This window comes from Pseudomonas sp. ACN8 (genome assembly GCF_002303925.1).
Classification (GTDB): Bacteria; Pseudomonadota; Gammaproteobacteria; order Pseudomonadales; family Pseudomonadaceae; genus Aquipseudomonas.
Genome location: NZ_MRCS01000011.1, coordinates 131,785 through 146,247 on the forward strand (window position 1 = coordinate 131,785; position 14,463 = coordinate 146,247).

Below are 14,463 nucleotides of genomic sequence, written 5' to 3' on the forward strand. Positions count from 1 at the left end.
GATGCGTTTCAACGTTTCCGAATGGGCGCTACGTAATCGCCAGATCGTCCTGTTCCTGATGCTGTTGCTGGCCGTTGTCGGCGCACTTTCCTACACCAAGCTCGGCCAAAGCGAAGACCCTCCGTTCACTTTCAAAGCGATGGTGATTCGCACCAACTGGCCGGGAGCGACCGCCGAAGAAGTCTCGCGTCAGGTCACCGAACGCATCGAAAAGAAGCTGATGGAAACCGGCGAATACGAACGCATCATGTCGTTCTCCCGCCCCGGCGAATCCCAGGTGACCTTCATCGCGCGCGACTCCATGCACTCGGTGGAGATACCGGAGCTCTGGTATCAGCTGCGCAAGAAAATCAGCGACATCCGCCATACCCTGCCGCCGGGGATTCAGGGGCCGTTCTTCAACGATGAATTCGGCACCACGTTCGGCAATATCTACGCCCTGACCGGTGAGGGTTTCGACTACGCCGTGCTCAAGGATTATGCCGACCGCATCCAGATCCAGCTGCAGCGGGTCAAGGATGTGGGCAAGGTCGAACTGCTGGGGGTGCAAGACGAGAAAATCTGGATCGAGCTCTCCAATGTCAAGCTCGCCACCCTCGGCTTGCCGCTGGCGGCCGTCCAGCAAGCCCTTGAAGAGCAGAATGCGGTGTCCACGGCAGGTTTCTTCGAAACCAGCAGCGAGCGATTGCAGCTACGGGTAACGGGGAATTTTCAGACGGTCGAAGAGATCAAGAGCTTCCCGATCCGCGTCGGTGATCGCACCTTCCGCATCTCCGACGTGGCTGACGTGCGCCGTGGTTTCAACGATCCACCGGCGCCGCGCATGCGCTTCATGGCGCAGGACGCCATCGGCCTGGCGGTGGCGATGAAGGACGGTGGTGACATTCTGGTACTGGGCAAGGCACTGGAAATCGAGTTCGCCCGCATCCAGAAAAACCTCCCGGCCGGTATGGAACTGCGCAAAGTCTCCGACCAACCGGCGGCGGTGAAAACCGGTGTTGGCGAGTTCGTGCAAGTGTTGGTCGAGGCGCTGGCCATTGTGTTGCTGGTGAGTTTCTTCTCCCTCGGCGTGCGCACCGGCATGGTGGTGGCCCTGGCGATTCCGCTGGTGCTGGCGATGACGTTCGCCTGCATGTATTACCTCGGCATCGGCCTGCACAAGATCTCCCTCGGCGCGCTGGTACTGGCCCTGGGCTTGCTGGTGGACGATGCGATCATCGCCGTGGAAATGATGGCGATCAAAATGGAGCAGGGCTTCGACCGGGTCAAAGCGGCGAGTTATGCCTGGACCAGTACCGCATTCCCGATGCTCACCGGTACGCTGATCACCGCGGCCGGCTTCCTGCCGATTGCCACGGCGCAATCGGGTACTGGCGAATACACCCGTTCGATCTTCGAGGTGGTCACCATCGCGCTGCTGGCGTCGTGGGTGGCCGCAGTGGTGTTCGTGCCGTACCTCGGGGAAAAACTCCTGCCGGACCTGGCGAAGATTCACGCCGCCAAGCATGGTGCCGGTCAGCCCGATCCGTATGCCACGCCGTTTTACCAGCGCGTCCGGCGTTTGGTGGAGTGGTGCGTGCGCTGGCGCAAAACCGTGATCGCGGCGACCGTGCTGTTGTTCGTCGCTTCCATCGTGCTGTTCAAGTTTGTGCCGCAGCAATTCTTCCCGGCATCGGGTCGCCTGGAGTTGATGGTCGACCTGAAACTGGCCGAAGGCGCTTCGCTGAGCAACACCGCCGACGAGGTCAAGCGCCTCGAAGCGCTGCTCAAGGACAAGGCCGGGATCGACAATTACGTGGCCTACGTCGGCACCGGTTCGCCGCGTTTCTACCTGCCGCTGGATCAACAACTGCCGGCGGCGAGCTTCGCCCAGTTTGTCGTCCTGGCGAAAACCATCGAAGAACGGGAATCCCTGCGCACCTGGTTGATCTCAACCCTTAACGAACAATTCCCTGCTCTGCGCTCGCGGGTCACGCGTCTGGAAAACGGTCCGCCGGTTGGCTACCCGGTGCAGTTCCGCGTGACCGGGGAGCACATCGAGGAAGTGCGGGCGCTGGCGCGCAAAGTCGCAGCCAAGGTTCGCGAGAACCCGCATGTGGTCAACGTCCACCTGGACTGGGAGGAGCCGAGCAAGGTTGTCTACCTGAACATCGATCAGGACCGCGCGCGGGCGCTGGGCGTGAGCACGGCGAACCTGTCGACGTTCCTGCAAAGCTCCCTGACCGGTTCCAGCGTCAGCCAGTACCGTGAAGACAACGAGTTGATCGAGATCCTGTTGCGCGGCACCTTACATGAGCGCACCGAGTTGTCATTGCTGCCGAGCCTGGCGGTGCCGACCGATAACGGTCGCAGTGTCGCGTTGTCGCAGATCGCGACCCTGGAATACGGCTTCGAAGAGGGCATCATCTGGCACCGCAATCGCCTGCCCAACGTGACGGTTCGCGCCGACATCTATGGCAAGGAGCAACCGGCGACGCTGGTGCAGCAGATCATGCCGACCCTCGATCCGATCCGCGCCGAACTGCCTGACGGCTATTTGCTGGATGTCGGCGGCACGGTGGAAGACTCGGCGCGCGGACAGAACTCGGTGAAGGCCGGCGTGCCGTTGTTCATTGTGGTGGTGCTGACCTTGCTGATGCTGCAATTGCGCAGTTTTTCGCGTACGGCGATGGTGTTCCTGACGGCGCCGCTGGGGTTGATCGGGGTGACGCTGTTTCTGTTGGTGTTTCGCCAGCCGTTCGGTTTCGTGGCCATGCTGGGGACTATCGCCTTGTCCGGGATGATCATGCGTAACTCGGTGATTCTGGTGGATCAGATCGAGCAGGATATTGCGGCGGGGCTTAAGCCTTGGCAGGCGATTATCGAGGCTACGGTTCGGCGGTTTCGGCCGATTGTGTTGACGGCGCTTGCCGCCGTTTTGGCGATGATTCCGTTGTCGCGCAGTGTGTTTTTCGGGCCGATGGCGGTGGCGATCATGGGGGGGTTGATTGTGGCCACGGCGTTGACGCTTTTGTTTTTGCCTGCGTTGTATGCGGCTTGGTTCCGGGTCAAGAAGGAAGCCGTTTGACTGGGTGCATATCCATTTCTTCGGTAACGGCGGCTGGCGGTTTCGCCCTTACGGCGACTCACTTTTTTACAAGCGCCTAAAAAAGTAAGCAAAAAACGCTCGCCCCGAACGTACGGCCCCTCGCTAAGGCTCGGGGTTCCTTCGCTGCGGCATTCATCCGGGGGCATCGCCCTCCGGTTGGCTTCGCTGGCACCTACATGCGATGAGTTCGACTGCGTCGAACGGCGCTGCGCGCCAATCCCCGGATAAACGCCTCCACTCAGCCTCCCGAAGGGGCGGGCAAATCAAAAGCCGCCGAGGCGGCCTACCGGCCGGCCTGGTTGTTTGGTCCGTACACATTTGAAAACTGTGGGACCGGGCTTGCCCGCGAAGGCGGCCTGCCAGCCGACCATTCCCTTACAGATGTACCCGATCAAATTGTAGGAGCGAGCCTGCTCGCGAAGGCGGCCTGCCAGCCGACCAATCTCTCACAGATGTACCCGATCAAATTGTAGGAGTGAGCCTGCTCGCGATTGCGGTGTGTCAGCCAACGCTGATGTCGACTGACATGGCCTCATCGCGAGCAGGCTCACTCCTACAATGGTTGCACCAGGGTCAGAGCGTACCAAACACCTTCTTCGCCAAACTGGTCGCCGCAGCCGCCGGGTTCTGGCGGATGGTTTCTTCCTGTTTGCCGATCATTTCGAACAAGCCATTCAACGCTTGCTCGGTGACGTAGTTTTCGACGTTGGCATTCTTCGCATCCACTACGCCCATGGTCGCTGCTTGCCCGGCGAACGAGTTGTACTGCTGGGCCAGGCCAACCTTGTCGGTGGCTTGCTTGACGATCGGCAGGAACTTCGCGCGGATCTGTTCGCGGCTGGTCTTGTTCAGGTATTGGGTGGCCGAGTCGTTGCCGCCGCTGAGGATGCCCTTGGCATCTTCCACGGTCATTTTCTTCACGGCGTCGACAAGGATGGGCTGGGCCTGGGTCACGGCGCTTTCCGCCGCCTTGTTCATGCTGGCTTCCAGTTCATCGACCTGGTCACCCATGCCGAACTGTTTCATTTTGCTGGCGACCTTGCCCAGTTTGCCCGGAAGTTCGATTTTCACGTCGGGGTTGTTGCTGAAGCCCCCCGGAGTGCCGAGTTGTTTGACGGCCAGTTGCGCGCCTTGGGTCAGTGCGTCCTTGAGCCCGCCGGTGGCGTCTTTCTGCGACAGGTCGGTGAGGGACAGCGCCAGGGCGTTGGCACAGATCATCAAGCCAGCGCACAGGCCGGCAAAACGGAGGGTAGGGCGGAGCATGGCAACTTCCTTTTTCAAAAAAACACTCAGCGGGCCGCGTCGACACGGACCTTCAGCGGTTGTGGATCGGTGCCGTCCAGACGCACGGCGTGATTTTCGGTGGTGATGAACAGCAGTTTGCCGTCGACTTCAATGCGTGCATTCACTGAGTAACGGTGATTGGGCTCTACCGTCAGCGGGTCGTAGCTGAGATGGAATGGCAGCGGCACCTGGCCTTTGACCGGGCCGCGTTGCTCGTTAATGACTTTCGCCGGGGCATCGGCCAGTGAGATGTCTTGCAGGCTGACGCTGAGGATCGCGTTCGGCGGCAGTGCGATGCGTTGCAGGTAGAAGACTTCACCAGCGAGGGATGCCTTGGGCGCCGGTGTCGGATGTTGGCAGGCAGTCAACAGCAAGGCGGCTGCGATCAGGGACAGTTTTTTCATTGAAAGATCTCCGTATCGAGGGCGCCAGAACCGACTGGCGCCCTGATCAATCTAGACGGTTTCGACCGGTGGTGCGGGTTGATCCGCCGCATCTTCACTGCGATGCAACGCCACCTGACGGATCGACAAACGAATCTCCGCCGGCAATACGCGCTTGGCCGCGCCTTCGGCCAGTTCACCGAGTAGTTCGTGATAGCTCAACTTGCCTGCTTCATCGCGCTTGAGCACGTCGAGGTCGAGCATGGTCTGGATGAAGTGGCGGAACAGGCTCTTGTCGAAGAATTCCGGGGCGTTGAGGCCATGCAGGATCGACAGGCGCTGGGCCATGACCGTGCACAGGTCCTCCAGTTCTTCGGCGCTGATGCTGTTCTGGCCACTGTTGAGCAGCAGGGACACGGTCATGTAGAAGCGCTGCAAGGTCTGGGCAATGCTCTTCGACAGCAAGGTCAGCAGCACGAAATGCCGCGAGCTTGGCGCCGGACGCAGATATACGTTGTTCTCGAAACGCAACAGGCCTTGTTCGACGAAAGCTTCCAGCCATTGGTCGATCACCCCGTCCAGTTCGTCCAGCGACCAGCGGATGAACAGCTCCGCCTGCAGGTATGGATACAACGCGCGGGTGTAGCGCAGGATCTGTTCGCGGCTCATGCGCGAGGCGCTCTGGAAGAAACTTGCGAGCAGCGCCGGCAGGGCAAAGATGTGCAGCACGTTGTTGCGGTAGTAGGTCATCAGGACGGCGTTCTGTTCGTCCAGATACAGGATCTTGCCCAGCGCATCGCTCTGCTCGGACAGTAGGTCCATGTCCTTCACGTGCTCGATCAATGCCCGACCATCGCCTTCCGGCAAGGTGGTGTGCGGCGAATACGGGACCTTGCGCAGCAGCGCCAGGTACAGGTCCAGCACTCGCGCCATGGCCCGGTCATCCAGCGCCAGGCGAGTGGTCGACAGCAGCGCCAGCGCCACCAGATTGACCGGATTGATCGCCGCCGCTTCGTTCAGATGCCGGGCGACCTTCTCGCCGAGACGGTTGGTGGTTTCGTTGAGCCAGGCGGGCCTGAACTGCGGGCCGAGTTCCTGTTGGCGCCAGTCCGGCTGTTCGCCGTCGAGGAATTCCGCCAGCTTGATCGGCTCGCCGAAGTTCACCGCCACCTGGCCGAAGCGCTGCTTGAGTGCGCCAATGACTTTGAAGATGTCGAAGATCGACTCTTTCTTCTTGGCCGCACCGCGCAACTCGCCAAGATAGGTCCGGCCTTCCAGCACACGCTCGTAGCCGATGTACACCGGCACGAACACGATCGGCATGCGCGACGAACGCAGGAAGCTGCGCAGGGTGATCGCCAGCATTCCGGTTTTCGGTTGCAGCATGCGCCCGGTGCGCGAGCGGCCGCCCTCGACGAAGTACTCTACCGGAAAGCCCTTGGTGAACAGGGTGTGCAGGTATTCGTTGAACACCGAGGTGTACAGCGGGTTGCCCTTGAAGGTGCGGCGCATGAAGAACGCGCCGCCGCGACGCAGCAGGCCGCCGATCACCGGCATGTTCAGATTGATGCCGGCGGCGATGTGCGGCGGGGTCAGGCCGTTGCGAAACAGCAGATAGGACAGCAGCAGGTAGTCGATGTGGCTGCGGTGGCACGGCACGTAGATCACTTCGTGACCCTGGGCGACCTTCTGCACGCCTTCGATATGGTTGACCCTGATGCCGTCGTAGATCTTGTTCCAGAACCAGCTCAGCACCACTTCCATAAAACGGATCGCAGTATAGGTGTAGTCCGAGGCGATTTCGTTGCCGTAGCGTAGCGCTTGAGCTTTGGCCTTCTCTGGCGAGATGTTCTCGCGCTCGGCTTCGTCGAGGATCGCTTGTTTGACCTGTGGCTGGTTGAGCAAGCCTTTGACCAGATTGCGGCGGTGGGAAATGTCCGGGCCGATCACCGCGGCCTTCAGATTGCGGAAATGCACCCGCAGGATGCGCTGGGCCATGCGCACGGTGCGCTCGTGGCCCTTGTCGTGCTCGATCAGTTCGCGCAGGTGGATCGGCGCGGAGAACTGCACGCGGGTCTTGCGTCCCAGCACGATGATGCTCAGCAGACGACGCAGACGCCCGGTAACGGCCCAGCTGTCGGCGAACAGCAGTTTCCATGGGCTGTTTTCGCTGTCCGGCGATTGGCCCCAGAACACGCTCACCGGAATGATCTGTGCGTCTTCGGCGGCGTTCTGGCTCAGGGCGCTGACCAGGCGGGTCAATGTTGGCGGCGCTCCGCGCTTGTCCTGGCGGCCGAGCCAGTCCGGGTCCGGCGTCAGGTAGAAAAACGCGGCAGGTTCCAGCAGGTTGCCCACCGATACCGGCAGCACCGGGCGTGGCAGGCCGGCCTTGCTGCACTCGGTGTCGACCACGGCGAGGTCGGTCAGCGAAGGGTTTTGCAGGACGTAGAACACCGGACGACTGCGGTCGAGGTTGAGGGTGAACGACGACTGGTTGATCGTCTCGGAGCGAACCCAGAGGTACAACAGTCGGCGCAGGGTGCCAAACACAAGACGGCGGAACGGGGAACGGGTCATACGGCTTCTGCGTGAGTGAATAAAACCGAGCGTTTGCTCGGGAGGCCGATAGTGTGCCGGATTCGTCGAAAATCGGCAAAAAAGCGGGTAAGTAAACTTGAGTTGAGAGTTTCGCTGCCTGTCATATACTCGGCCGTCTGCTGTCGGTGCCCTTGTAGGGACGTCGAACGCAGACAGACGTTCCCGAGGCTTTCCTGCGAAAAGCCCGACCAATAATAAAAAGGGAGTATGAACAAATGGCAACACGCGAAACCGGCAACGTGAAGTGGTTTAACGACGCCAAGGGCTACGGCTTCATTCAGCGCGAGGACGGGGTGGACGTTTTCGTGCACTACCGCGCGATTCGCGGTGAAGGCCACCGTTCACTGACCGAAGGCCAGCAGGTTGAATACGCGGTGGTGGAAGGGCAGAAGGGTTTGCAGGCTGAGGATGTTGTAGGTCTGTAATCCCCGCGCAAAAACCACTGTAGGAGCGAGCTTGCTCGCGAAGAACTCAAGGACACCGCGCTTTTACTGAATTGACGCGTTATCGTTGACGACCATCGCGAGCAAGCTCGCTCCTACAGGGGCGGTGTTCAGGCTTTACGCGGTTTTCCAGGTGATTTCTTCTTCACCATCGGCGCTGATGCGAATCCAGCGATCGGCTGTTTCTTCACCTTCTTCCTCGACCCAGGTACCCGGTGCGCAACGCACTTCGACGTTGAGTGCGGCAAACGCGGCGCGGGCGCAGGCGATGTCGTCGTCCCACGGGGTCTGGTCGCTTTCCAGGTACAGGCTGTTCCACTTGCCGACGGCTTTTGGCAGCCAGGTCACTGGCACGTTGCCGGCCTTGCACTTGTAGGTCTGGCCCTTCTGGACCCAATCCGTGCACGGGCCCAATGCCGCACCGAGCCAGGCGGAAATGGCTTTGTGGTCGACGTCGGCGTCTTTCAGGTAAATCTCGATATCGGGTTGGCGCATGGATGTCCTCACTGCGGGTCTGAAAAATCCATTCGCGGATTTAGCCGGCCCCGGGCACTCGCCCGGAACCAAAAGTTATTGAAGAACGAAATAATCGTAGCGCATTGATACGGTGGTCTCGAACGGCTCGGCCTGTTCGATAACCGCTGTCCGGCGCTCGGCACTGGCACGCCAGCCATGGGGCGTCATCGCCAGCAGGTTGGCGCGGTCCTGCGGCTTGTCCAGCGTCAGCTTGAACGTCAACGTTTCGCTGTGCGCCAGCGCCATGCCTTCCGGCACCAGGTCCAGATGCTTGTCGTCAATGTACTCGCGGACTTCGTCATACAGCCGCTCGCGTAGTTCCATCAAGTGGCCGCTGGTCGGCCCGACTTTCATCAGGCCGCCGCCAACACTGAGCAGGCGCTTGGCTTCTTCCCAATCCAGCGGGCTGAAGACACTGGCCAGGAACTGGCAACTGCCGGAAGCCAACGGCACCCGTGCCATGCTGGCGATCAACCAGGTGAGCTGCGGGTTGCGTTTGCAGGCGCGTTTGACCGCTTCCCGGGAGATGTCCAGCGCATAGCCATCAGCGTCCGGCAAGGCATCGGCGATCTGCGCGGTGTAGTAACCTTCGCCGCAACCGATATCGACCCAGCGGGTCGGCGCGTAACCGGCCGCCAGCTCGGCCAGACGCTTGGCCACCGGCGCGTAATGGCCGGCGTTCAAAAAGTCGCGGCGAGCCTCGACCATGGCCTGATTATCCCCTGGATCGCGACTGTTCTTGTGTTGCACCGGCAACAGGTTCAAATAACCCTGGCGCGCGCGGTCGAAACGATGCCCGGCGGGGCAGGCCACGCCGTTGTCCACCGCATTGAGCGGCTCACTGCAGATCGGACACGCCAGCATCAGGCGAGCAACTTGATCAGGGTCTGGTAGTAGATCTCGGTCAGCACGTCGAGATCGGCGGCCAGCACGCGTTCGTTGACCTGGTGGATGGTCGCGTTGACCGGCCCCAGCTCAACCACTTGGGTGCCCATGGTCGCGATGAAACGCCCGTCGGAGGTGCCACCGCTGGTGGACGCCTTGGTTTCACGACCGGTGATGTCCTTGATGCTCGCCGACACAGCGTCCAGCAGCGCGCCCGGTTCGGTGAGGAACGGCAGACCGGACAGCGCCCAATCGATGTGCCAGTCCAGGCCATGCTTGTCGAGGATGTCGGCGACGCGCTTTTGCAGGCCCTCGACGGTGGACTCGGTGGAGAAGCGGAAGTTGAACACCGCCACCAGGTCACCCGGGATCACGTTGGTCGCGCCGGTGCCGGAATTGACGTTGGAGATCTGAAAACTGGTCGGCGGGAAGAAATCGTTGCCGTGGTCCCAGTGCTCGGCTGCCAGTTCGGCCAGGGCCGGGGCAGCGAGGTGGATCGGGTTCTTCGCCAGGTGCGGGTAGGCCACATGACCTTGCACGCCACGTACGGTCAGCTTGGCGCCGAGAGAACCGCGCCGGCCGTTCTTGACCACGTCACCCACCAGGGTGGTGCTCGACGGTTCGCCGACGATGCACCAGTCCAGACGTTCCTTGCGCGCGGCGAGGCGTTCGACCACGGCCTTGGTGCCGTGGTGCGCCGGGCCTTCTTCGTCGCTGGTGATCAGGAACGCGACTTTGCCCTTGTGATTCGGGTAGTCGGCGACAAAACGCTCGGAGGCGACGGTCATGGCGGCGAGGCTGCCTTTCATGTCGGCGGCGCCACGGCCGCAGAGCATGCCGTGTTCGTCGATCAGGGCGTTGAACGGCTCGATCTGCCAGGCCGCTACCGGGCCGGTCGGGACCACGTCGGTGTGGCCGGCGAAGCACAGCACCGGACCGTCGTCCTGGCCGTGGGTGGCCCAGAAGTTATCCACATCTTCGATGCGCATCGGTTCCAGGGTGAAACCGGCATCGCCCAGGCGCTGCATCATCTGCTTCTGGCAATCGGCGTCAAGCGGCGTCACGGATGGACGGCGGATCAGGTCGATGGCGAGTTGGAGGGTCGGCGAAAGGTCGGCGTGGGCCGTCATGGAAAACTCCGGAAATCATGAATGTGGGCACGGACTAAATGTGGGAGCCAGCCTGCTGGCGATGACGGTGTGTCAGTCAACTTAAACTGTGATTGTTACACCGCTATCGCGAGCAGGCTCGCTCCCACAGGGGATAGTGTTCGGTCAGTCAGACCGGTATCACGCCAAGCCCCGCAAAATGGCGCTTATCTTAAAGCAAAACGGCGACCATTGGCCGCCGTTTAGTGCATCCGTAGAGATTTAGACCGCTGGTGCCGTTTCAGTCTCGACCGACGGTTTCGGCAGCGACGACAGGAACGCCATGATCAACGCCGCCAGGTATGGCAGCGACTGCACCAGCAGCATGGTCACCCAGAAGCGCATGTCGTTGCTCGGCATGCCGTTCACCAGGAAGATCCCCAAGGCAGCGCCCCACAACAGCAGCATGATGAACATCTCTTCCCGGGCTTCCGAAATCGCCACCCAGAAGCCGTGGTTGTCGGCATTCTTCGGCGTACGGAAGAACGGAATGCTGCTGGTGAAGAAGCCGTACAGCACTGCTTTGGCGATGGTGTGGGACAACGCCAGACCGGCCAGCGCCGCGCAGAAGGCATCCTTCAAATTGACCCCGACCGCACGACGGTAGAGGAAGATGATCTTGGCGACCTTGAACACGAACAGCGCCAATGGCGGGATTGCGAAGATCAGCAGCGGCGGATCGACCCGTTGCGGCACGATGATCATCGCCGCCGACCACAACAGCGCGCCGACGGTGAAGAAGATGTTCATGCCGTCCGCGACCCACGGCAACCAGCCCGCGAGGAAGTGGTAACGCTGGCCACGGGTCAGCTCGGTGTCCTTGCCGCGCAGCAGGCTGGCGGTGTGGCGCTTGATGATCTGGATCGCTCCGTAGGCCCAACGGAAACGCTGTTTCTTGAAGTCGATGAAGGTATCGGGCATCAGGCCCTTGCCGTAGCTGGTGTGGTAGTACGCTGCCGACAGGCCTTTTTCGAATACCCGCAGGCCCAGTTCGGCGTCTTCACAGATGCACCAGTCGGCCCAGCCCAGCTCTTCGAGCACCGAGCGGCGGGTCATGGTCATGGTGCCGTGCTGGATGATCGCGTCACGATCGTTGCGGGTGACCATGCCGATGTGGAAGAAGCCCTTGTATTCCGCGTAGCAGAGCTTCTTGAAGGTACTTTCGTTCTGGTCGCGGTAATCCTGTGGCGACTGCACCACGGCGATTTTCGGGTCGGCGAAGTGCGGCACCATGTGCTTGAGCCAGTTCGGGTGCACGCAGTAATCGGAGTCGATCACTGCGATCACTTCGGCATCTTTGGCGGTGTGCGGGATCAGGTAGTTCAGTGCGCCGCCCTTGAAGCCGGCCAGCGGTGCCACGTGGAAGAACTTGAAGCGCGGGCCGAGGGTTTCGCAATAATCGCGCACCGGTTCCCAGACCGCCGGATCCTTGGTGTTGTTGTCGATGATCAGGACTTCGAAATCCGGATAGTCGAGGTTGGCCAGGGCGTTGAGGGTCTGTTTGACCATCTCCGGCGGCTCGTTGTAGCAGGGCACGTGGATCGAGACTTTCGGTCGGTAGTCAGAATCGCCTACCACGGGCAGGAATTCACGCCGGCGTTTGTGGGTCCAGACGGTCTCGGCCAGTTCGTGGGCTTCGGTCAGCAACACGATAAACACCCCGAGCGCACCGAGGGCGAGCAAGAAGCCTACCGTCAGGCTGAACCAGGTGCTGTATTGCTGGCTGTAGTCGTAACCGATCCACACCAGTGCCGAACCACCGAGGAACGCGGTGAAGGTCAGGAAGGTACGGCCACGCTGGCGCAGGGCCGAGCCGTCGATCATCAGCAGGGTCAGGGACAACAGCGCCAGTACCACGGAGCCGACCGCCAGTACCCGCCATTGCGGAATCGCAACGACCGGGCCTTCGAAGTTGAACTTCTGCTGGCGTGCGGCGTTGAACACACCCCAATAGGCGCCGACGGAACCTTCGTCACTGACTTTCCACGGCTGGTCAAACGCTTCGATCACGAAGTAGTTGAAGCCCTGACGGTTGAGCTTGTTGACCAGCGTTCGCAGGTAGATCGCCTGGTCTGCCGGTGAGGCATCGGCGCCACCGCGCATGCGGCCGTTGCTCGGCCAGCCCACCTCGGACAGTAGCAGTGGCTTTTTCGGGAACATCTTCTTCAAGTCGCGGGCGCGGTCGAGGACGAACTGCCCGGCCTTGTCCATCGGGATGAATTCCCAGTAAGGCAGGATGTGCGCGGCGATCAGGTCGACGTGCTTGGCCAGTTCCGGGTGTTCTTCCCACACGTGCCACTGTTCGGACGTGGTCACCGGCACTTTCACCGCAGCGCGCACGCGATCGAGCATGACGCTGAGTTCCTGGGCGGTGATTTCCTTGCGGTAAATGGCCTCGTTGCCGACCACCACGCGAACCACGCTGCGCGAGGCGTTGGCGATTTCAATGGCGCGGGTGATTTCCCGTTCGTTGCGTTCCTGGTCCGGACTGATCCAGATCCCCAGGGTGACCCGCAAGCCGAACTCTTCCGCCAGCTTCGGGATGTTTTGCAGGGTGCCATCGACCGAGTAGATGCGGATGTTGTCCGTCAGCTTGCTCATGATCTCCAGGTCGCGACGCATTTGATCGTCGGTCGGGAACTGGTCTTTCTGCGGGAACTGGCCCTGCTGGAATGGCGAGTACGAGAAGCCGGAGATCTGTTCAGGCCAGTTGGGGGCGGTGACCGGGCGGTTGATCAGCGCCCAGAAGCCGGTAAACAAGGCAGCGATGGCGAGCACCACGACCAGGTTGAGTCCAAATTTACGCGATGACATAGTTATTTCGGGTTCCAAAGACTGTGGAACGAAGGAACGGTTGGCGGTCGCCAAGGGGCGCGCATCCTACACCGGGCATTCTCTGGTCGTACAGCGAACAGGGAATTGCCTGACATTGGGCAATCCAAGTCGGTTTAAGTTCTTTCGTTAGAGCGTGTAGGACAAATCTTTGTTCGATGTGGTTTTCGTGGATGTTGCCCGTTCATAGCGCAATGATGCTCTTGCGCGCCGACGGCCCTATAATGCGCGCCGGTTTTTGGGGTAATGGTCATGAGTACAGAAGATCCGCGGTTTGCTGGCATCGCCCGTTTGTATGGCATCGAAGGCCTTGAACGCCTGCGCGCGGCCCATGTGGCGATCGTCGGCGTCGGTGGTGTCGGTTCCTGGGCGGCGGAAGCCATGGCCCGTTGTGGCGTGGGCGAGATTTCGCTGTTCGACCTCGACGACGTCTGCGTCAGCAACGCCAACCGCCAGTTGCACGCGCTGGACAGCACGGTGGGCAAGCCCAAGGTCGAGGTGATGGCCGAGCGTCTGCGCGGGATCAACCCGGACTGCACGGTGCACGCGGTGCCTGACTTCGTCACCCGCGACACCATGGCCGAGTACATCACGCCGAACATCGACTGCGTGATCGACTGCATCGACAGCGTCAACGCCAAGGCCGCGCTGATCGCCTGGTGCAAGCGCCGCAAGATCCAGATCATCACCACCGGCGGCGCGGGCGGGCAGATTGACCCGACGTTGATCCAGGTCTGCGACCTCAATCGCACGTTCAACGATCCGTTGGCGTCGAAAGTGCGTTCCACGCTGCGCCGCGACTATGGCTTCTCACGCACCGTGACCCGCCATTACAGCGTGCCGTGCGTGTTTTCCACCGAGCAACTGCGCTATCCGAAACCCGATGGCAGCATTTGCTTGCAGAAGAGTTTTGTCGGGGATGGGGTGAAGCTCGACTGTGCCGGTGGGTTTGGCGCGGTGATGATGGTGACGGCGACCTTCGGCATGGTCGCGGCGACCAAGGCTGTGGACAAGATTGTGGCGGGTGTGCGGCGGCCGACGGAGCGGGTCAAGCCGCAGGCCTGATCTGTAAGGCTGATGGCCCCATCGCGAGCAGGCCCACAGTGATTTCGGTGATCCTGTAGGAGCGAGCCTGCTCGCGATGGACTGCGAAGCAGCCGGGGGTGTCAGAAATTTTGTGTTCGGGCATAACATGAGTAAGAGGTGCATGTATGCCAACCAAAAAGAAACCCGCGTTGCGAGAGCTACCGAAAATCCCGAAAGAGCTGCTCGAGCAATTCACCGAT

10 protein-coding genes are annotated in these 14,463 nt (G+C 61.0%); 3 read left to right on the top strand and 7 right to left on the bottom strand.

What is annotated here, in order from left to right; all coding sequences use genetic code 11:
* Position 1: 1 nt before the first annotated feature.
* On the top strand, positions 2-3,067 hold the full coding sequence (locus BSF44_RS08675) for an efflux RND transporter permease subunit (protein WP_095943149.1): 3,066 nt from the start codon (positions 2-4) through the stop codon (positions 3,065-3,067).
* A 594-nt stretch (positions 3,068-3,661) separates the two neighbouring features.
* Here BSF44_RS08675 and BSF44_RS08685 read toward each other — a convergent pair.
* Genes BSF44_RS08685 through plsB form a run of 3 tightly spaced genes read right to left on the bottom strand, consistent with a single transcriptional unit; the run spans position 3,662 to position 7,332 of the window.
* Positions 3,662-4,351, bottom strand: coding sequence for a DUF4197 domain-containing protein (locus tag BSF44_RS08685; protein WP_095943151.1), 690 nt, complete (start codon positions 4,349-4,351; stop codon positions 3,662-3,664).
* Positions 4,352-4,377: 26 nt separating this feature from the next.
* Positions 4,378-4,776, bottom strand: coding sequence for a YbaY family lipoprotein (locus tag BSF44_RS08690; RefSeq protein ID WP_095943152.1), 399 nt, complete (start codon positions 4,774-4,776; stop codon positions 4,378-4,380).
* A 51-nt stretch (positions 4,777-4,827) separates the two neighbouring features.
* Positions 4,828-7,332: a glycerol-3-phosphate 1-O-acyltransferase PlsB gene (plsB, locus tag BSF44_RS08695; protein WP_095943153.1), complete on the bottom strand. Its 2,505-nt coding sequence runs from the start codon at positions 7,330-7,332 to the stop codon at positions 4,828-4,830.
* 236 nt (positions 7,333-7,568) lie between these two features.
* Here plsB and BSF44_RS08700 point away from each other — a divergent pair, with 236 nt between their 5' ends.
* Positions 7,569-7,778 (top strand): cold shock domain-containing protein, encoded by a 210-nt coding sequence (locus tag BSF44_RS08700; protein ID WP_007954750.1) that lies wholly within the window; start codon positions 7,569-7,571, stop codon positions 7,776-7,778.
* Positions 7,779-7,913: 135 nt separating this feature from the next.
* Here the strand turns inward: BSF44_RS08700 and BSF44_RS08705 are convergent, their stop codons facing one another.
* The 4 genes from BSF44_RS08705 to BSF44_RS08720 form a co-directional block, all read right to left on the bottom strand.
* Positions 7,914-8,291, bottom strand: a complete 378-nt coding sequence (locus BSF44_RS08705) for a hypothetical protein (protein WP_046041100.1) — start codon at positions 8,289-8,291, stop codon at positions 7,914-7,916.
* A gap of 75 nt (positions 8,292-8,366) precedes the next feature.
* The gene (locus BSF44_RS08710) at positions 8,367-9,176 is read right to left on the bottom strand and encodes a putative RNA methyltransferase (protein ID WP_095943154.1); all 810 of its coding nucleotides are present in this window, start codon (positions 9,174-9,176) and stop codon (positions 8,367-8,369) included.
* Positions 9,176-10,327 carry a succinyl-diaminopimelate desuccinylase gene (gene dapE / locus BSF44_RS08715; RefSeq protein WP_095943155.1) on the bottom strand — a complete coding sequence of 384 codons (1,152 nt, stop codon included), beginning with the start codon at positions 10,325-10,327 and terminating at the stop codon, positions 9,176-9,178. The genes BSF44_RS08710 and dapE overlap by 1 nt, the downstream gene beginning before the upstream one ends.
* Positions 10,328-10,567: 240 nt before the next feature.
* On the bottom strand, positions 10,568-13,159 hold the full coding sequence (locus BSF44_RS08720; protein WP_095943156.1) for a glycosyltransferase: 2,592 nt from the start codon (positions 13,157-13,159) through the stop codon (positions 10,568-10,570).
* 270 nt (positions 13,160-13,429) lie between these two features.
* Here BSF44_RS08720 and tcdA point away from each other — a divergent pair, with 270 nt between their 5' ends.
* The gene (tcdA, locus tag BSF44_RS08725; protein WP_371918236.1) at positions 13,430-14,242 is read left to right on the top strand and encodes a tRNA cyclic N6-threonylcarbamoyladenosine(37) synthase TcdA; all 813 of its coding nucleotides are present in this window, start codon (positions 13,430-13,432) and stop codon (positions 14,240-14,242) included.
* Positions 14,243-14,463: the final 221 nt, after the last annotated feature.

Coding starts and splice junctions, on each gene's coding strand:
- BSF44_RS08675 (WP_095943149.1), top strand. CDS start 2: ATGCGTTTCAACGTTTCCGAATGGGCGCTACGTAATCGCCAGATCGTC.
- BSF44_RS08685 (WP_095943151.1), bottom strand. CDS start 4,351: ATGCTCCGCCCTACCCTCCGTTTTGCCGGCCTGTGCGCTGGCTTGATG.
- BSF44_RS08690 (WP_095943152.1), bottom strand. CDS start 4,776: ATGAAAAAACTGTCCCTGATCGCAGCCGCCTTGCTGTTGACTGCCTGC.
- plsB (WP_095943153.1), bottom strand. CDS start 7,332: ATGACCCGTTCCCCGTTCCGCCGTCTTGTGTTTGGCACCCTGCGCCGA.
- BSF44_RS08700 (WP_007954750.1), top strand. CDS start 7,569: ATGGCAACACGCGAAACCGGCAACGTGAAGTGGTTTAACGACGCCAAG.
- BSF44_RS08705 (WP_046041100.1), bottom strand. CDS start 8,291: ATGCGCCAACCCGATATCGAGATTTACCTGAAAGACGCCGACGTCGAC.
- BSF44_RS08710 (WP_095943154.1), bottom strand. CDS start 9,176: ATGCTGGCGTGTCCGATCTGCAGTGAGCCGCTCAATGCGGTGGACAAC.
- dapE (WP_095943155.1), bottom strand. CDS start 10,327: ATGACGGCCCACGCCGACCTTTCGCCGACCCTCCAACTCGCCATCGAC.
- BSF44_RS08720 (WP_095943156.1), bottom strand. CDS start 13,159: ATGTCATCGCGTAAATTTGGACTCAACCTGGTCGTGGTGCTCGCCATC.
- tcdA (WP_371918236.1), top strand. CDS start 13,430: ATGAGTACAGAAGATCCGCGGTTTGCTGGCATCGCCCGTTTGTATGGC.